This is a genomic window from Kribbella pratensis, assembly GCF_004365355.1.
Lineage (GTDB): Bacteria > Actinomycetota > Actinomycetes > Propionibacteriales > Kribbellaceae > Kribbella.
This window is the reverse complement of record NZ_SODP01000002.1, coordinates 1,994,748-2,012,430: the sequence shown is the minus strand read 5'-3', so window position 1 is coordinate 2,012,430 and position 17,683 is coordinate 1,994,748. Positions and strand designations below refer to the sequence as shown.

At 68.9% G+C, this 17,683-nt stretch carries 15 protein-coding genes; 8 read left to right on the top strand and 7 right to left on the bottom strand.

The annotated features are described in order from the left end of the window. The first annotated feature begins 62 nt into the window (after positions 1 to 62). From EV653_RS26505 to EV653_RS26480, 6 genes are all read left to right on the top strand, one after another. Complete coding sequence (locus EV653_RS26505; RefSeq protein WP_238160100.1) at positions 63 to 953, top strand: aminoglycoside phosphotransferase family protein; 891 nt, start codon at positions 63 to 65, stop codon at positions 951 to 953. A gap of 12 nt (positions 954 to 965) precedes the next feature. Next, positions 966 to 1,424 (top strand): group II truncated hemoglobin, encoded by a 459-nt coding sequence (locus EV653_RS26500; RefSeq protein WP_134106369.1) that lies wholly within the window; start codon positions 966 to 968, stop codon positions 1,422 to 1,424. Positions 1,425 to 1,501: 77 nt separating this feature from the next. Then, the gene (locus EV653_RS26495) at positions 1,502 to 2,560 is read left to right on the top strand and encodes a quaternary amine ABC transporter ATP-binding protein (protein WP_134106368.1); all 1,059 of its coding nucleotides are present in this window, start codon (positions 1,502 to 1,504) and stop codon (positions 2,558 to 2,560) included. Next, the gene (locus EV653_RS26490) at positions 2,560 to 4,512 is read left to right on the top strand and encodes an ABC transporter permease (protein ID WP_134106367.1); all 1,953 of its coding nucleotides are present in this window, start codon (positions 2,560 to 2,562) and stop codon (positions 4,510 to 4,512) included. The genes EV653_RS26495 and EV653_RS26490 overlap by 1 nt, the downstream gene beginning before the upstream one ends. Further along, positions 4,509 to 5,462, top strand: a complete 954-nt coding sequence (locus EV653_RS26485; RefSeq protein ID WP_134106366.1) for an ABC transporter substrate-binding protein — start codon at positions 4,509 to 4,511, stop codon at positions 5,460 to 5,462. Before EV653_RS26490 ends, EV653_RS26485 begins: the two co-directional genes overlap by 4 nt. Before the next feature lie 122 nt (positions 5,463 to 5,584). Continuing rightward, positions 5,585 to 6,181: a ParA family protein gene (locus EV653_RS26480; protein WP_134106365.1), complete on the top strand. Its 597-nt coding sequence runs from the start codon at positions 5,585 to 5,587 to the stop codon at positions 6,179 to 6,181. 106 nt (positions 6,182 to 6,287) lie between these two features. Here EV653_RS26480 and EV653_RS26475 read toward each other — a convergent pair whose 3' ends face one another. Genes EV653_RS26475 through EV653_RS26460 form a run of 4 tightly spaced genes read right to left on the bottom strand, consistent with a single transcriptional unit; the run spans position 6,288 to position 10,274 of the window. Further along, positions 6,288 to 7,490, bottom strand: coding sequence for an ROK family transcriptional regulator (locus tag EV653_RS26475; protein ID WP_134106364.1), 1,203 nt, complete (start codon positions 7,488 to 7,490; stop codon positions 6,288 to 6,290). Positions 7,491 to 7,510: 20 nt separating this feature from the next. Beyond that, positions 7,511 to 8,386 carry an oxygenase MpaB family protein gene (locus EV653_RS26470; RefSeq protein ID WP_134106363.1) on the bottom strand — a complete coding sequence of 292 codons (876 nt, stop codon included), beginning with the start codon at positions 8,384 to 8,386 and terminating at the stop codon, positions 7,511 to 7,513. A 43-nt stretch (positions 8,387 to 8,429) separates the two neighbouring features. Then, entirely contained in the window at positions 8,430 to 8,969 is a 540-nt protein-coding gene (locus EV653_RS26465) for a GNAT family N-acetyltransferase (protein ID WP_134106362.1), read from the bottom strand. A 9-nt stretch (positions 8,970 to 8,978) separates the two neighbouring features. Then, complete coding sequence (locus EV653_RS26460) at positions 8,979 to 10,274, bottom strand: XRE family transcriptional regulator (protein WP_134106361.1); 1,296 nt, start codon at positions 10,272 to 10,274, stop codon at positions 8,979 to 8,981. 214 nt (positions 10,275 to 10,488) lie between these two features. Between EV653_RS26460 and EV653_RS26455 the strand changes: the two genes are divergently transcribed. After that, positions 10,489 to 10,677 (top strand): hypothetical protein, encoded by a 189-nt coding sequence (locus tag EV653_RS26455; RefSeq protein WP_134106360.1) that lies wholly within the window; start codon positions 10,489 to 10,491, stop codon positions 10,675 to 10,677. A 607-nt stretch (positions 10,678 to 11,284) separates the two neighbouring features. Here the strand turns inward: EV653_RS26455 and EV653_RS41770 are convergent. Together EV653_RS41770 and EV653_RS26440 are read right to left on the bottom strand one after the other, a co-directional pair. Beyond that, positions 11,285 to 12,724, bottom strand: coding sequence for a GNAT family N-acetyltransferase (locus EV653_RS41770; protein WP_202871821.1), 1,440 nt, complete (start codon positions 12,722 to 12,724; stop codon positions 11,285 to 11,287). Positions 12,725 to 12,737: 13 nt separating this feature from the next. Continuing rightward, positions 12,738 to 14,192, bottom strand: coding sequence for an MDR family MFS transporter (locus EV653_RS26440; protein ID WP_134106359.1), 1,455 nt, complete (start codon positions 14,190 to 14,192; stop codon positions 12,738 to 12,740). A gap of 118 nt (positions 14,193 to 14,310) precedes the next feature. Between EV653_RS26440 and EV653_RS26435 the strand changes: the two genes are divergently transcribed. Beyond that, entirely contained in the window at positions 14,311 to 16,542 is a 2,232-nt protein-coding gene (locus EV653_RS26435; RefSeq protein ID WP_238160213.1) for an NACHT domain-containing protein, read from the top strand. Here EV653_RS26435 and EV653_RS26430 read toward each other — a convergent pair. Continuing rightward, the gene (locus tag EV653_RS26430) at positions 16,442 to 17,662 is read right to left on the bottom strand and encodes an MFS transporter (protein ID WP_238160098.1); all 1,221 of its coding nucleotides are present in this window, start codon (positions 17,660 to 17,662) and stop codon (positions 16,442 to 16,444) included. The genes EV653_RS26435 and EV653_RS26430 overlap by 101 nt on opposite strands. Between the last annotated feature and the right edge of the window lie 21 nt (positions 17,663 to 17,683).

Genomic DNA, 17,683 nt, shown 5'->3' with positions numbered 1-17,683 from the left:
GATGCCTGCTCTCCACGGGAAAACCCAAGCACATCCGGCCCGAACGACCTACTGTGCCGAGGGTGATCGAGATTCCCTGGAAGCTGATCCGGAATCACAGCGAGAAGTCGCCCGAGTGGCTGGCGAGTCTCCCGGCCGCCCTCGATCGGTACGTCGACGAGTGGCACCTGACCGTGTCCGGCGAGCTGATGAGCGGCGAGGCGTCGCTGATCGCGCCCGTCGTACGTCGCGACGGCACCCCGGCGATACTCAAGCTGCAGTCGGTGAACGACGAGAGCGAGAGCGAGGCGCTGGCGCTCCGGACCTGGAGCCACGACGACGTCGTCGAGGTGTACGAGGACGACCCGGAGACGTCGACCCTGCTGCTCGAACGCCTCGAGCCGCACACCCTCGAAGAGCTGCCGGACCACGTCGAGGCGACCCGGATTCTCGCCGAGCTGCTGACCCACCTGATGGTTGTCCCTGCCCCGCCGGGCATCCGGCAACTGAGCGACATCGCCGGGCAGATGCTCGAGGACGCGCCCGCGATCATCCCGCTGCTGGTCGATCCGGCCGAGCGCGCGCTGACACGGCGCCTCGCCGACCGGGTGCGCGAGGTCCTGCCGGAGTCCGGCGATCGGCTCCTGCACTGGGATCTGCACTACCTGAACGTGATGGCCGCGCAGCGGCAGCCGTGGCTGGTGATCGATCCGAAGCCACTGGCCGGTGACCCGGCGTTCGAGCTGATGCCGGCGACGTGGAACCGATGGGACGATCTGGTCGCGACCGGGAACCTGGCGCAGGCGATCCGCGACCGGCTCGAGCTGATGCTCGACATCACCGGGATCGATCGCGACCGTGCGCTGGCCTGGACCGGGGGCCGGATCCTGCAGAACATCATCTGGTTCACCGAGGACGGCGACACCCGGATCGAGGCCGAGCTCAAAGCGGTCGCCGATGCCCTCCTCGCGTGATTACATGATTACGTGACTACTCCGACGCTGTACGAGTGGGCCGGCGGGTACGACGCGCTGCGCCGGCTGACCGAGGTCTTCTACGACAAGGTGCTCGAGGACCCGATCCTCGCGCCGGTCTTCGCGCACATGAGCGACAAGCATCGCGAGCACGTGGCGATCTGGCTGGGCGAGGTGTTCCGCGGCCCGACCCGCTACACCGACGAGCTCGGCGGCTACCCCGCGATGCTGGCCCACCACCTCAACCTCGGGCTCACCGAGGAGCAGCGTTCCCGCTGGGCGGCGCTGATCGCCCAGAGCGCCGATCCGGCCGGTCTCCCCGACGACCCGGAGTTCCGCTCGGCCTTCGTCGCCTACATCGAGTGGGGCACCCGGATCGCGCTGGCCAACTCCCAGCCGGGCGCGACCCCGCCGCCGAAGGCGCCGGTCCCGCACTGGGGCTGGGGCGAGGCGCCGCCGTACCAGCCCTGACATGAGTCGGGGCCCTCCCCGCCGGGTAGAGTCCCGGTTCACGTTGTGTCCGCCTGCGGGGATGCGAGGGTTTACCTGTGACCGCTCAGCTTGAGTACCCCGACATCCTCGATTCCGACGCCCTGCTGTCCGTGCAGGATCTGTGGAAAGTGTTCGGACCTAAGGCGCAGCGCGTCCCCCACCGTCCCGACCTCGCCGCCCTCGACCGCACCGCGCTGTACGCGAAGACCGGCTGTACGGCGGCCGTGCGCGACCTGAGCTTCGACGTCGCGCCCGGTGAGGTGTTCGTCGTGATGGGTCTGTCGGGATCGGGCAAGTCCACGCTGGTCCGCTGCCTCACGCGTTTGATCGAGCCGACCGCCGGCCGCCTGGTCTTCGAGGGTGAGGACCTGCGTGCGGCCGACGAGAAGCGGCTGCGTGCGTTGCGGCGGAGCAAGTTCTCGATGGTCTTCCAGCACTTCGGGCTGCTGCCGCACCGCAAGGTGATCGACAACGTCTCCTACGGCCTGGAGATCCGGGGTGAGAGCAAGCCGGACCGGCGCCGGCGCGCGCAGGAGGTCATCGACCTGGTCGGACTGGCCGGCAACGAGCACCTCTACCCCGAGCAGCTGTCCGGCGGCATGCAGCAGCGGGTCGGCCTGGCGCGGGCGCTCGCCAACGACCCCGACGTGCTGCTGTTCGACGAGCCGTTCTCCGCGCTCGACCCGTTGATCCGGCGCGAGATGCAGACCGAGGTGGTGCGGCTGCATCGCGAGGTCGGCAAGACAATGGTGTTCATCACCCATGACCTGTCCGAGGCGCTCAAGCTGGGCGACCGGATCCTGCTGATGCGCGACGGCGCCGCGGTCCAGCTCGGCACCGGCGACGAGCTGGTCGGGGCGCCGGCCGACGACTACGTGCGCCAGTTCGTCCGCGACGTACCGCGGGCCGACGTCCTCACGCTGCGCTGGATCGTCCGTAAGCCGCGGCCCGACGAGCCGCTCGACGGGCCGGAGCTCGGTCCGGACGTGCTGGTCCGGGAGGCGACCCGGCTGGTGCTCGAGTCCGATCGCCCGGTGAGGGTCGTCGACGGCGGCACGCTGCTCGGAGTCATCGGCGACGAGGAGATCCTCGCCGTCGTCGCGGACACGAACTGATGGCCTCCATCACCGGCTCGGTCGAGATCGAGGTACGGCGACCCCGCCGCAGCGTGGTCGTCGGCGTACTGCTCGTCGTCTGGGTCGCGCTGTACTTCGTGCTGCGCGGCATCGACACGCTCGTCCTCGGCGGGCAGGAGACGACCGCGCTGCACCGCTGGCTGACCGAGCACCGCGACGATGTCGGCCAGGGAAACGTCTTCTTCGACGCGATCCGGATCGCCGTCGACCACTTCGTCGTACTGCTGCAGAACCTCATCTCGCAGCCGTCGTTCGACCGCCCGGTCCCGGTGGTCGGGTGGCTCGGCGTGATCGCGATCTCGGCGTACTGCGCCTGGGCGTTCGGCAACTGGAAGGTCGCCGTACTGACCGCGGCCGGCCTCGGCTTCGTCGGACTGCAGGGGTTGTGGCAGGAGAGCATGGACACGCTCTCGCTGACGATCGCCGCGGTGCTGCTCTCGCTGCTGGTCGCGATCCCGCTCGGGATCTGGGCCGGGTTGTCCGACCGCGCGTTCAAGGTCGCGACGCTGGTGCTCGACCTGATGCAGACGCTGCCGACGTTCGTGTACCTCGCGCCGTTGACGCTGTTCTTCGCGATCGGGCCGGCCGCTGCGACGATCGCCACGCTGATCTACGCGGCGCCGCCCGCCGTCCGGCTGACCGCACACGCGATCCGCTCGGTGCCGCCGGAGAGCGTCGAGGCGGCGCGGTCGCTCGGGTCGACCCGCGGGCAGACGCTGACCAAGGTGCTGCTGCCGATGTCGCGGTCGACCGTTGTCGTCGGCATCAACCAGACGATCATGGCCGCGCTCTCGATGGTGACCGTGGCCGCGCTGATCGATGCGCCAGGCCTCGGTCAGACCGTCCTGAAGGCGCTGCAGACGCTCGACGTCGGCGTCGCGTTCAACGCCGGCCTGGCGATCGTGGTGATCGCGATCGTGCTCGACCGGGTGACGACCGCTGCCGGCGACCGCCCCTGGCGTACGGCGAACCGTCGTCGCCGTCTGCTGCTCGCTGCCGGAGCGGTGGGCGTGCTGGTTGCGGTGTGGTTCTCGCGGACCTATGTCTGGGCGGCCGAGTTCCCGTCGCAGGTCGACCTCGGATCGCGGATCGCCATCATCGCGTCGGACGTGACCGACTGGGTCCAGAACGTCTTCGGCGGTTTCACGTACGGCGTGCGCGACGCGGTCACGAACGGTCTGCTCAACCCGCTCGAGGGGCTGCTGACGGGATCGCCGTGGTGGCTGGTCGCCGTGGTGGTCGTCGCGCTCGCGTTTGTGCTCGGCGGCTGGCGAGGCGCCGTACCGGCAGCGGTGTGCCTGGGCTTGCTGGTCGCGACCGGGGTGTGGCACGACAGCATGGTCACGCTGGCGTCGACGCTGCTCGCGACCGTCGTGGTCGTCGCCGCCGGGCTGGCGCTCGGGGTATGGGCCGGGCGCAACCGACGGGTGGACACCTGGATCCGGCCGGTGCTCGACGCGGGGCAGACAATGCCGCCGTTCGTGTACCTGGTTCCGTTCCTGGCGTTGTTCGGGACCAGCCGGTTCACCGCGATCGCGGCCGCGGTCGTGTTCGCCGTACCGGTGACCACGAAGATCGTTGCTGATGGCATCAAGGCGGTGCCGGTCGCGACGGTCGAGGCGGCGAACTCGGTCGGGTCGAGCAGCTGGCAGGTGATCAGCAAGGTGCAGCTGCCCGTCGCGCGACGGGCGATCACGCTCGCGGTCAACCAGGGCCTCATCTACGTGCTCTCGATGGTCGTCGTCGGCGGGCTGGTCGGCGCGGGCGCGCTGGGGTACGACGTCGCCGCCGGATTCGCACAGAGCGAGTTGTACGGCAAGGGGCTGGCCGCCGGGCTGGCTATCGTCCTGCTGGGCGTCATGCTCGACCGCATCACCCAGGCGGCGGCTCGCCGTACCGAGAATTTCACAACAAGAGGAGACAAGCGGTGAAGAAGCTCCGGTACGCCGGTGTGCTGACGGCGGTGGCGCTGGCCCTGGCTGGGTGCGGTGGCCAGAAGGTCGGGGAGGACAAGCCGGCCGCCGCGGGGAAGGACTGCGGCACGTTCGACCTGACCGTGAGCCCCTGGGTCGGCTACGAGGCCAACGCCGCGGTGGTCTCCTACGTGGCGACCAAGGATCTCGGCTGCAAGGTGGTGAAGAAGGACCTCAAGGAGGAGATCGCCTGGCAGGGCTTCTCCACCGGCGAGGTCGACGTGAACCTGGAGAACTGGGGACACGAGGACCTGAAGAAGAAGTACATCACCGACGACAAGGTTGCGGTCGAGGCCGGATCCACCGGGGTCAAGGGCATCATCGGGTGGTATGTGCCGCCGTGGATGGCCGCGAAGTACCCGGACATCACCGACTGGAAGAACCTGAACAAGTACGCCGCGCTGTTCAAGACGTCGGAGTCCGGCGGCAAGGGGCAGCTGCTCGACGGCGACCCGTCGTACGTGACGAACGACGAGGCGCTGGTGAAGAACCTGTCGCTGAACTACAAGGTCGTGCAGAGCGGTAGCGAGACCGCGCTGATCCAGGCGTTCCGGGACGCGGAGAAGAACAAGAAGCCGCTGCTCGCGTACTTCTACGAGCCGCAGTGGTTCTTCAACGAGGTCAAGCTGGTGAAGATCAACCTGCCTGCGTACAAGGCCGGCTGCGACGCCGATCCGGCGAAGGTCGCCTGCGACTATCCGCCGTACGACCTGGACAAGATCGTCTCGAAGAAGTTTGCCGACTCCGGCAGCCCGGCGTACGACCTGGTCAAGAACTTCAAGTGGACCAACGAGGACCAGAACGCCGTGGCGCGGATGATCGCCGTCGACAAGCTCACCCCCGACCAGGCTGCGCAGAAGTGGGTCGACCAGAACCAGTCGAAGGTCAACGGCTGGCTGGGGAAATAGGCGTCACCCCGGGCTGAAGTGGGCTTGAGCTTGTTCACATGGGCCCGGGGCAACTATCACGATGTTCGGGAGCAACGCCGGTGACACGCCGGAAATCGGACAAAACCGGGTAAGTTCTGTTCATGATCATCGTGACAGCTGCACTGAAGGGCGGGGTCGGAAAGACAACCACGTCGGTGTATTTGGCCGCGCTGGCATCTTCCAACCGTCGTACATCCACTCTGATCGACGCCGATCCGCAGGGCAGCGCGGCGGACTGGATCGCGGAGTCCAAGGACGACCAACTCAACCGGATCGAGATCGCCGAGGCGCCGACCGAGCGCCTGCTGAACAAAGCGCTGGACAAGGTGCCGCCCGAGGGCATCGGCATCGTCGACATGCCGCCGTCGCACGAACGCCTGCTGAACAAGGCGCTCGAACGGGCCCGGATCGTGATCATCCCGACCCGCGTCGGCGGCGTCGAGACACCCCGGGTGAAGGCCGTGATGGAGCTGGTCCCGGACGGCGTGCCGGCCGGGCTGGTGATCTGCTCGGCGCGCACCTACACCCGCTCGTACCAGGACGCCATGCAGCAGTACGCACAGGAAGGCATCCCGGTCTGGGGCACCATCCCCGAGCGCGTCTCGATCACCGCCGGCCCCACCGGCCCGCTCGCGGCCGACGGCCTCGAGTCCTACAAGAAGGTCTGGCGCAAGATCCTCGCCGCCGCCCGCAGCTGATGCGCTTCGCTGTGTCCGTCTCAGGGGTCAACCCCTGAGACGGCCGGTTGGCCCCCGAGAATCCGGGTGCGCAACCGGCCACCTGCGGGGTTGACCCCTGAGACGGTCAGCGCTGGAGCGGTGGTTCGCCGCGGACGTACGAGCGGATCACCGTAGCTGCCGCGCCGCGGGCCCAGTCATCGAAGGTGTGGGAGCGCAGCATCAACCGGCATTCGCCGGCTGCGCCGAACGCGTGCTCGGCGAAGGCGCGCCGCATCCGGTCCTCGTACAGGTCGTACTCCGCGACGCCCTCGCCGGCGATCACGACCAATTCGGGCCCGACCAGATTCACCATCGCGGCCAGCGCGGAGCCGATCACCTCACCGGCCCGGTCGAACGCCTCGCGAGCCTGCTCGTTGCCCTCGTGCGCGAGCTTGATCGCACCCGGCAGGTCCAGGTCCGCCCGCCCGGTCGTCTCGCGGGTCCGGGCCAGGATCGCATCCGACGACGCCACCGTCTCCACACATCCACGCCGGCCGCAGGTGCAGACCAGGTCGCCCGGCGCGAGAGGCAGGTGGCCGAGCTCGCCCGAGACGCCGTACGCGCCGGAGACGACTTCGCCGTTGATGTAGAGCCCGCATCCGATGCCGGAGCCGATCGTCACCACCGCGAACGAGTCAGCGTTCACCCCGACGCCGAACCAGTGCTCGGCCACAGTCAGCGCACGTACGTCGTTCGACACCACGATCGGCACGCGCACCCGCTCGCCGAGCAGCTCCGCGACCGGTACCCCGCGCCAGCCCATCAGCGGCGAGTCCCGCACGACGCCGTGGGCAGCGTCGACATCACCTGACACCGCGATCCCGATACCGGCGAGCGGACCGGCTACCGCCGTACCGGACTTCAGCGAGTTGATCAGTGCCTTCACATGTGCGGCGAGACGGTCGATCACCACGTCCGGATCAGTGTCGTCGAGCTCTTCGTGCCGGATGTTCAGGATGCCCGCGGTGAAGTCCGTCGTGACCCCGATCAGGCTCGTCGGCGTCACCTTGACCCCGATCACCGAGACGCTGCTCGGTACGACGGTCAGCGGGCTGACGGGCCGCCCGATACCGAGCTGGCTGTCCACGTCGACCGGCGAGGCCGCCTGGTCGGTCACGAACCCGGAGTCGATCAGCGGCGCGACCGCCTTCGTGACGGCGGCCTGCGACAGCCCGGTCCGGCGCGCGATCTCCACCCGCGGGATCGGGCCCTGGGTCAGAATCCTGGTCAGCACCTCAACCCCCGCCGGCGTAGCCAGCGGGAGAGGACGGTGAGCACGCAACGGCACGAGAACAACCTACCGGCGCGTCATACCTCCGCGCCGCTTTCTGCCAGGGTTGGTGATGCGAGAGCCCAGCGGATGGTCCTGGTGAGGCCGTCGCCGGCGGCTCGGACGACGGTCTGCTCGGCCAGTGGGACGTACGGGAGTCGGAGCGGCAGTCTGGTCCACCACGGGAGCAGTCCGACCGCAGCGGCCGTGAGTACGCCGTACGCCGGGCGGGCCGCCCACGGGACCGGCGGGTGCACCAGCATGAAGCGGGCTGCCTGCCGCGCCTCCGTCGTACCGCGTAGTTCGGGCAGGTACTCGTTCAGCAACTGCTGCAGTTCAGCGACTGTCGTCGGTGGGTCGATCACGCCCAGCTTGCGGGCTACGAGCGCGGCGTCCTCGACGTACAGGTCCTGCTCGGCCGCGTCGAGCGGATGGGCGCCGTACCGCTGGTGGGCGGCCAGGAAGCTGTCCACCTCCGCCACGTGCACCCACTTGAGCAGGTGCGGGTCGGATGCCCGGTACTTCACCCCGTCCGGGCTGGTGCCGCGGACCCGCTCGTGCACCGACCTGACGTGCTCGATCGCCTCCTCGGCATCCGGGATCGCGCCGTACGTCGTGATGGCGAGGAAATAGCTCGTACGACGCAGCCGTCCCCACGGGTCGCCCCGGTAACCGGAGTGCGCCGCCACCGCGGCCATCGCCAGCGGATGCAGCGACTGCAGCAACAGCGCCCGCAGTCCGCCGGCGAACATCGACGCGTCACCGTGCACCCGGCGAATCGGTCGGTCCGGCGCGAACCAGCGCGGTCCGGGCGTGTTGTGCACCCGGTCGCGCTCGGCATGCGGATCCGGGCCCGCGACCTTCGTCAGTATCATCCGCGCCAGACCGTCCCGGAGGGGGTTCAAACCAGCCATATGCCCAGTCTCCCCACCACTCCAAGTCCGCGGACGAACGAGGTCAACGCCGTGGTGAGTACTCGTCTGCGAGGAGGGAGTAGAGCAGAGAGTCGCGCCAGTCGCCGTTGGTGAAGACGTGGTCGCGGAGGTGACCCTCGTAGGTGAAGCCGAGGCGTTTGACGACCTTGATCGAGGCCTCGTTCTCGGGGCCGATCGCGGCCGTGACCCGGTGCCGCCCGAGCGTGCTGAAAGCGAATCGCAGCAGCACCCGGGCAGCGTCCGTCGCGTAGCCGTGGCCCCAGTGGTCCGCGCCGATCGCGTAGCCGAGCTTGGCGCCCCAGGCGCCGCTCGGTGCGATCCGCGCGAACCCGATCACATGATCGTCGTCCGGACGGGTGACGGCGAGCATGTAATCGGGGCGGTCCTCCTGGCGGGACCGCTGGACGATGCCGGCCAGGTTCTGCTCGGCCTTCGCCCGGTCGTAGCTGTCGAACGCCATCCACGTGGTGACACGATCGTCACCCGCAATGGCCAGGTAGTCCTCGAGGTCGGTGGTCCGGAATTCACGCAGTGTAGTCAACGCACCGCTGAGCGGTTCCATTCGCGAAGGCTACCGGGTATAGCTCTGCATCGGAGTCCGGGTAAAGGTCTCGATCTCCTCCTGCAGCTCCCGTGCATCGTCCGCGCGACCCGACTGCCGCAGCGCCTGGTGGACCCGGCGGGCCGAGTGCACCACGCCGTTGATCCGGCGCTCCGTCGGCAGCGTCAGCACCGGAGCGAGCGCGTCGGCCGCGCCGTCCAGCTCGCCGCTCGAGATCCGGGTGATCGCCATCGCCGCGTGGCTGCCGGCGGCGTCGCCGAACGCCCACTCCGGGTGGTTCTGGTCGGTGTAGGCGTCGACCGCCTGGCTGGAGTACCGCTGGGCCTGCTCGACCTCGCCGGGCAGCTGGGCGAGCGCGTCCGCGGCGTAGTACAGCTGGCGGTTGCGGCCGAACGTGCACAGGCCGCCCATGTCGTCCAGGTCGTCGTTGTGGACCGAGTTCCACGCCTCTTCGGCCCGCTCGAGCGCGGCCCGGGTGGCCTCCGGGTTGCCGAGAGCGGCCCACGCACGGGCCTCGCTGACCGGGAGCCAGACGCTGGTGGTGCTGTTGGCCTGCTCGGCGTACCCGGCGCCGAGCTGTGCGTACCGCACCGAGTCGTGCGGGTTGCCGGCCCAGTAGGAGACCAGGGACTGCAGGCCGCGCACCCAGGCGCGCAGGCCGTGGTGGTCGGCGTTGTCGGCACACATGAACGCGGTCCGCGCCTGGGTCAGCGCGGCGTGGGGGTTGCCGAGGTCGTGGGACGCCTTGGCGAGCAGGCCGCCGGTGACGCCGGCCAGGAAGTACAGCTGTCGGTGGTTCTCCGGGCGCTGGCGGCTCTCCAGCAGGCCGAACACCAGGTCCTGCGTCTCGACCAGTTGGCCGAGGATCTCCGGCAGTGGGCGCTGTGGGTACGCCTGGGCGGCATGGCGCACGTCGTCGTACACCTGTTCCATGGCCTCGCTTCCGAGGCCGGACTGGGCCGCGAGGGCAAATGCCCTCGCGCGGCTGGCAGCCATGTCGAGAACCTCCATCTCGTTACCTGTCGTGATCCGTCCACTCGCGGCAGGTGCCGGCACCACCTGGGCGGCCTGTTCGGGCACATACGGCGCGAGGAGCTCCTCGACCGGCTTGCCGAACATGCGTTGCAGGGTGCGCCGGGTCTGAGGAGTGGTCCCTGCGCGCTCGCCCGATGCGAGCCGACGCAGGTGCCGCTCGGTGATGGTTCCACCCAGCTCGACGAACTCGGCGACGATCTCGGAGTAGGTCTGGTTCCGGCGCTGGATCAGATGCGCCAGGACCGTCTTTGGCGCGTACCTACCCGCCATCGTTCCTCCCGTTCACGTCAGTACAGACGTTGTCTCGACTCATGCCCCACGACAAGGTGCTGTCCCCCAGATGTCCGTCAGAGGACCGGAAGAGGTCCGGCAAAGGTCCGGTTCAGGTCCTAGAGCGGTCACGGTGGGCTCGTGCACCATTACTGCCATGACAACCAGTAAGTCCAACTGGTTGCAAGGCCTGAGAGTTACGGGGTGAGAGGTAGTGAGCATCGCGGAAGTGACGTCGAGACAGCACCGGCGCAGGGTTCGGGTCTGGTTCGGCGAGCACGTGATCGCACAGTACGTCGCGGAGGAGCCACTGGCAGCCCGCTACGAACAAGCAATGCGGCGCCGTTTTGCCGGCCTGAAGGTCACCAACGACCTGCTCGGTCCGCTCGAGTCCACCGACTGAAACACCCGTAGTAGCCGCACCACCTTGAGGCGTCCGGGTCCTCCTCAGACCCGGTCCGCTGCGCCCTGGGGTCTCCTCACGCTCAGGGGCAGCTCTGGAAGGTCCGGGACATTCCTCAGTCCCGGACGAAACCCGAGGTGCGGTCCGGAGCACTCCTCAGCTCCGGACCGCACCGCCCTCCCGAACCCGGCTGGGCTTGGCGGTTGAGTTCCCTGTATCGCCGCCGCCCAGCCGTTCCAACCACCTCCTGGCCGACACCTCGGGCCAGGCAGGGCCGAGTGTCCTGGGCGGTAGGACACCGGAGGCCCCCGTCACCTCACCGGGAGCCTCCCCCTGAGGTGGCCGGCTCCGAGTGTGACCGCCGCGCCTGGGCGGTCACACTCGGAGCCCCTAGCCCTCGCCGGCCTCGGTCAGCTCGTCGCCGGTCAGCCATTCGCGCTCGACCAACGGATTCGTCACTGCGGCGAGCTCGGTCGCACTGTCGCTGAGGAAGGGCGACAGTGCGACCGCGACGGCCTGCGCCCGCCGCCGCGATGGATGACTGGACGGATGACGAACGGAAGGTGTTCGCGGACCTGTCGGCCCGGTTCCTGACCGCGGTGGACCGCTACATGTCCGCTTCGGGTCCGGCGCAGGCGCGCTGCAGGTCGGCGAAGATCCCATCCGGATCGTGCAGGATCCGCATGCCATCGCTGACCACTCGCCGAGTGCCCGCGTCGACCGGGCTCAGGTTCGCCCACGCGGTCGCCGTGACGCCGAGCTCGATCTCGAGACCGGACGGCCGCGCGATCCGGACCTCGGTCATGTACGGACCCCACTGCTGCCGACGTACGACGTTCGCGGCGCCGAACGCCTCTAGCCAGTCGTCGTCGGCCAGATACTTCTCCGGTATGTCGGTCAGCAGGACGAGGTCGACGTCCGACGTCATCCTCGCCGCATCGCGCGCCCACGATCCGACCATCGCCATCCCGCGGATCTCCGGCTGACTCTCCGCCCACTGGACTGCCGCGGCGACTACCTCGTCGACCTCCTGCCGTCGCACCGACGGGTTGGCGACGTACACGGCGAACGGAGCGTCAGGCTGTACGTCGGGTGAACCTTCGGCCCAGCCTTCCGCGCGGATCTCTCCGGCGTACTGCATGCCGATGCGCTGCATGACCGCCTGGGATGCGGTGTTGACGCGCTCGGTCAGGGCGATGACGGCCTGGGCGCCGAGCGTGCTGAAGGCGAAGTCCAGTCCGGCCCGGCCGATCTCGCTCGCCAGTCCGCGTCCGCGTGCGGACTCCTTCAGGGCCCAGCCGAGCTCCAGCCGGTCGACCGCCCACTCCGGACCGACCAGGTCCGCGAGGGCCGCGGTCCTCGGCGAGTCGACCGGGAACCTCGAGAGCCCGCCCCGACCTGCGAGGGCGCCGCTGCGCTCGTACGCGATCCACTTGCCGACGGAATCGCGCTCCCAGCCCTCCTCGATGCTCGCGACCTGCGCGGCGATCTCCTCCGGTGACCAGTGCGCGTCGTACCAGCGGGCCACCCAGGGATCGGCGAAGACCTCCGCCAGGTCCGCTGCATGTCCGGGTAGGACACCGTTGGGTCCGGTGATCGGCTCCAGCCGGAGACGGTCGGTGAACCTGGTCCGGACCGCGTGCGCCACCAGGTCGCGCAGCCGCCGGTCGCCGTCGGTCCGGTTGACCATCAAGAGGTCGAGGTCGTCCGGTCCGGCCCACGCGGACGCGTCGTGCTTGCCTGCTTCGAGACGGGGCTTGGTCAGGTCGCCGTCAACGGTGATGAGGTAGTCGACCTCCCGCCGTACGCGGCCCTCCCATTCCCACTCCCAGTCCGCGACGGTCCAGACGATGTCGCGGACCTTCCAGCCCGTCTCCTCCTCGACCTCACGCGCCAACGCCTGCTCCGGCGTCTCACCCGGCTCGAGATGCCCGCCGACGATGTCCCAGATCCCAGGTAACAACCGCCGCTCCGCCGTACGCCGCTGCAGGTAGACGCGATGCTGCTCGTCCCGGATCAGTGCCCCAACACAGTCGACCGCACGCATGCAACCAACCTAATCAGGCGTTGGACAGCGGACGCTCGGCGACTCGGTTCGGCATGAAGATGACGGCGGCTACGAGGAGTACGGCGGCGATCGCGGCGCCGTAGTACACGTCGTGGATCGCGGGGGCGAGTACGTCGCTCGGGAGCTTCTCGAGGTCCTCGTGGTCACCGCCGAGACGCGCGGCCACCACACCGTTGGCCACGGCACCGAACACAGCGACGCCGACCGCACTGCCGACCGAGCGGGAGAACATGTTCGCGCCGGTGACCACACCGCGCGTCTGCCAGTCCACCGACGACTGCGCCGCGACGACCGAAGGCGACGCAGAGAAACCGAGGCCGACGCCGATCACGAAGCACGCCGCCGCCAGGTGCAGCACGGAGCTTCCCGGCCCGACCGTCAGCAGCAGCCCGGAGCCGAGGACGACGATGATCGAGCCCATCAGCATCGTGGTGCGGAAGCCGACCCGCAGATAGATCCGGCCGGCAAACGATGCAGCGATCGGCCAGCCCAAGGTCATCGCCGCCAAGGCGAATCCGGCGACGAGGGCCGACGTACCGAGCACGCTCTGCGCGTACAGCGGGACGTACGTCGACAGCCCGATCATCAGCAACCCGATCAGCAACGCGGCCGAGTTCGCCGAGTTCAGCACCCGCTGGCCGAGCACCCACAACGGCAGGATCGGCTCAGCGGCGCGGCGCTCGACCAGGACGAACGTGATCAGCAGCACGACCGCCGCGGCGAGGATCGCGATGCTCGAGCCGGAGTCCCAGTTCCACATCACGCCGCCCTCGAGCAGCCCGAGCAGCAGTAGTGAACCGCCGACCGCGAGCAGGATGCCGCCGGCGTAGTCGATCTGGTGGCTGGTCTTGTTCGCGACCTTCTCCTCGAACCGGCGGACCAGCACCCAGGCGGCCGCCATCCCGAGCGGGATGTTCACGAAGAAGATCCACCGCCAGGAGATGTAGTCCGAGAACACACCCCCCAGCGTCGGGCCCACGAACGACGAGATGCCCCAGACGCTGGCGATGTAGCCCTGCACCTTGGCCCGCTCCGCGACCGTATAGATGTCGCCGACGATCGTCATCCCGATCGGCTGGATCGCCCCTGCGCCGAGCCCTTGGACCAGCCGGAACGCGATCAGCGCCGGCATGCTCCACGCGAACCCGCACAGCACCGACCCGAGAAGGAACAGCCCGACGCCGAGCAGCATGATCGGCTTCCGCCCGCGCTGGTCGGCGAGCTTGCCGTAGATCGGCACGGAGACCGCCTGGGCGAGCAGGTAGATCGAGAACAGCCAGGGGAACTGGGTGAACCCGCCGAGGTCGTCGACGACGGACGGTACGGCGGTGGCCAGGATCGTCGCGTCGATCGCGACCAGCCCGATGCTCAGCATCACCGCCAGCAGGATCGGGCCCCGCTCCGAGCGAAGCCCCACACTCGTCCGGTCGATCCGCTGCGTAGTCATATTACTGGTCAATCTATGTGAACCGACAACAATTCCCCACGCCCCGGTCGCCTGCTGGACGGCGACGCGCGTGGCCGGGACGGTGGGCTCACGGACCGTTACGCTCCGGTGGGTGAGGATGCGGGACGGTCTGGTGCGCGCCGTCGTGCTCGTGGTGACCATCTCGCTCACGCTGGTGCTGCTACCGATCGCGATCAACGTCGGCACCGGCGGGACCGCGCCGGCCTTCCTCGAGCCGTACGTCGGTTGGGCCTGGCCGCTGATCGGAGTGCTGTGGGCGGCAACGATCGTCACCGCCCTGCTCGAGGTGCGCAACCGTCGCCTGCCCGTCGTCTCCAGCCGGAGCGCCGACCAGCCGCGTAACCGTAGGAACGCGCTGGCCCGCATCGACCGCTACCTGTCCGAACGCCGGGCCGGTTCGCTCGCCTCGCGTACTCGCATCGCGTTGGCTCTGGAGGAGCACCCGGACGCAGTGGTTCGTCCGTACGACCTGCTCGTCCAGCCGCTCGACCGTGAGTCCAGGCGCGTCCCGAACGAGGCGGACATCGCGAACGTCTTCGACGAGCTCCAGGACTCCATGCTGATCCTGGGTGCACCTGGCGCCGGCAAAACCACTCTGTTGCTGGAGCTCGCAAAGAACCTCACAGAGCAAGCACATGCCGACGACAACCTGCCGATCCCGGTCCTGCTCGATCTGGCCGGCTGGAACACCCAGTCCGCCCACCGCAGCGACGACGACCCCAACGACAGCGCACTGCTTGCCGGCTTCGTCCGCTGGCTGCTGTACGAGCTGGACGACCGCTACGGCATCCCAGCGCCGGTGGGACGCACGTGGTTGCGTGACGGCCGTCTAGGCCTGCTGCTGGACGGACTCGACGAGATCAACGAACCGGACCGCGCCAAGCTCGCACCGGTCCTGGAGGAGCTCCGCCACAACTATCTGATCGGTCCGATAGCGGTCACCTGCCGTACGCACGACTACGAGCGTCTGCCCCACCAACTCAGGCTGTACGGCGCTGTGCACATCAGACCGCTCACGCGACAACAGGTCCTCGACTACTTCGCCGCTGTCGGCTCGGCACTCGACGGTGCTCGGGTAGCGATCGAGCAGGACGACGAACTCTGGGATCTGGTCAACTCGCCGCTGATGCTCAACGTGATGGTGCTGGCGTACCGGGGCCGAGCGCCGGAGGATGTGCTCGCCGGTGGGGTCGCGGACCTGCGGCGCGAGCTCTTCGACACCTACATCTGCGAGGTCCTCGCCCGGAATCGCAAGACAGCAAGGCAGTACGACGCCAAGACCGCCGTACGACGACTGTGGTGTCTGGCGTGGTGGACGCGTAGCCGTGCAGGCGACCGCACCGACGTACCGCGGTGGATGACTCCGAACGGCTGGTTCGGACTGTCGCTGCCGGACGTGGACTACGTGACGCATGCGGTCTGCCTGCCGGCTCTGTTCGCTGCAATCAGTGCGGGCGCGACGCTGGTCATGATTGCGCAGTACGGCGCACTCGCCGGGGTGGCCGTCGCAGGTGCAGCGCTCCTGCTCGTTCACCTCAGGCCGCACTCCTGGCAACGGCTGACCGGAAGCGCACCGGACCGCGGGCTGCTGTTCGCTCTGGTGTGGCTGGGCGCCACAGCGGTGACTGTCCTGGTGACTGTGGCCGCGCTAGGGCTGGTTGAACTGCTGACGGCGAAGGTGGCGCTCATCATCGAGGCCGGGATGATCGCTGGGTCGTACGCCGTCGAGTTCGTCGTCCTCCACGACAACTCGCGTCGGCTGCTGCTCGGGGCGCGGTTGGCCCTGGTCGTTGTGGCGAGCTGGATCGCGTTGAGCCTCGGTGACGCCACCGCTTATGCGTCCGGGGTCGCGATCGCGCTACTCGTTGCCCAGGGCATCCGGATGGTGAAGTCCCTGCCAACGGACCACCTGCCCGCCACGCCGGACACGGGATGGCGGATGGACCCGTGGGTCGGCGGGGGCGTCGTTGCTGCGTTCATCGTCGCTGTAGTCCTCGGAGCCGACTTGGCGTCTCTGCAACTGGAGGCGGTAGCCGGCATCGTCATCGGCACGATCGCCGCGAAGCCCTGGCGGCGGCGGCCGCCTGTCCTCGCCGGACCGCTGTCCCGGCTGCTTCACGACTCGCTGCTCCGCTGGACCGGGTACCTGCCGTGGCACCGCCGCGCCTTCCTCCGGTATGCCGCCGACCGCTACGTGCTCGCGCACACCGGGCGTGGGCAGTACGCGTTCATCCACCTGCTCGTTCGCGATCACCTGGCCGAATGCGCTCCCGACGAACTCGCGGCGAAGGTCGACCGGCGGATTGCGGAGCGCGCTGCCCGGCGGTAGCCGGCTCGGAGATCGTGTATCCGATCAGACTGCAGCAGAAGGCCAGTGCGATCAGGGTGCTCAAGGCGAGTTGCAGTGAGGTGTGTTCGGCGATCATGCCGAGGACTGGGGTGGCAACGCCGCCGATGCTGACGGCGAGGCCGAGTGTCATGCCGCCCGCCGTGCCGACGCGTCCCGGGAGGAAGTCCTGCCCGAGCGTCACGTGCAGCGAGAACGGGATCGACATCGCGATCGCGGTCCATGCCAGGAAGGCGAAGAACGCGGGGCCGGGGATGAACACCAGACAGGCGATCGCCGGCACTGCGACGGCGTACGACGAGCGCAGCGTGCGGACGCGTCCGTACCGGGTGGCGAGGCGGCCGCCGATCAAGGTGCCGAGCGCGCCCGCGGCGAACAGGATGAACAGCGCGCCGCCGCCGGTCGCCGTACCGCCGCCGACTCGCCGGCCGGCGTACAGGGCGATGAACGTGCCGAGGCCGACGAAGACGATCGAGCGGCAGATCATGATCGCCGACAAGCGCAGGAACGACGGCCAGTCGTCGGTGCCTTCTGCATGGCGGCGGGTGACCGCGTCGGTGACGCGCGAGCGGGTCGCCCAGGAGGTGATCGCGGCGCCGAAGAGGGCGGGGACGACGAGCACCGGGGTCAGTGCGAGGCCGCCGGCGGCGATGGTCGGGGTGACGAGGACCGGTGCGAGGGCGAACCCGACGTTCCCGCCGACCGAGAACCAGCTCATGCCGACATGGCTGCCACCGCTCACCACGCGAGCCACCCGCGCCGCCTCCGGGTGGTACGCCGCGACGCCGAGCCCGGAGAGCGCGGCCGCGAGCCAGCTCAGGATGTAGGTGTGACCGATGCCGATGAGTGCGATGCCGAGGCCGGCGGTGGTCATCGCGACCGGGATGAGCCAAGTCAGCGGACGCCGGTCGGTGAGTACGCCGAACACCGGCTGGACGACGGACGAGAGCAGGGTCGCGGCCAAGGTGACGCCGGACACCGCGACGTACCCGAGACCGCGTTCGGCAACCAGGAACGGCACGAGTGCGGGCACGCTGCCCTGGTAGATGTCCACACACGCGTGGCCGGTCGCCATCAGTCCGATCGGTCGAAGTCTTCTCACCACTCGATCGTTGTCGCCGGG

What these genes read in the sequence shown, in the direction of transcription:
- EV653_RS26440 (WP_134106359.1), bottom strand. Translation starts at nt 14,192, where the DNA reads ATGACTACGCAGCGGATCGACCGGACGAGTGTGGGGCTTCGCTCGGAG.
- EV653_RS26490 (WP_134106367.1), top strand. Translation starts at nt 2,560, where the DNA reads ATGGCCTCCATCACCGGCTCGGTCGAGATCGAGGTACGGCGACCCCGC.
- EV653_RS26470 (WP_134106363.1), bottom strand. Translation starts at nt 8,386, where the DNA reads ATGGCTGGTTTGAACCCCCTCCGGGACGGTCTGGCGCGGATGATACTG.
- EV653_RS26460 (WP_134106361.1), bottom strand. Translation starts at nt 10,274, where the DNA reads ATGGCGGGTAGGTACGCGCCAAAGACGGTCCTGGCGCATCTGATCCAG.
- EV653_RS26480 (WP_134106365.1), top strand. Translation starts at nt 5,585, where the DNA reads ATGATCATCGTGACAGCTGCACTGAAGGGCGGGGTCGGAAAGACAACC.
- EV653_RS41770 (WP_202871821.1), bottom strand. Translation starts at nt 12,724, where the DNA reads ATGCGTGCGGTCGACTGTGTTGGGGCACTGATCCGGGACGAGCAGCAT.
- EV653_RS26435 (WP_238160213.1), top strand. Translation starts at nt 14,311, where the DNA reads ATGCGGGACGGTCTGGTGCGCGCCGTCGTGCTCGTGGTGACCATCTCG.
- EV653_RS26465 (WP_134106362.1), bottom strand. Translation starts at nt 8,969, where the DNA reads ATGGAACCGCTCAGCGGTGCGTTGACTACACTGCGTGAATTCCGGACC.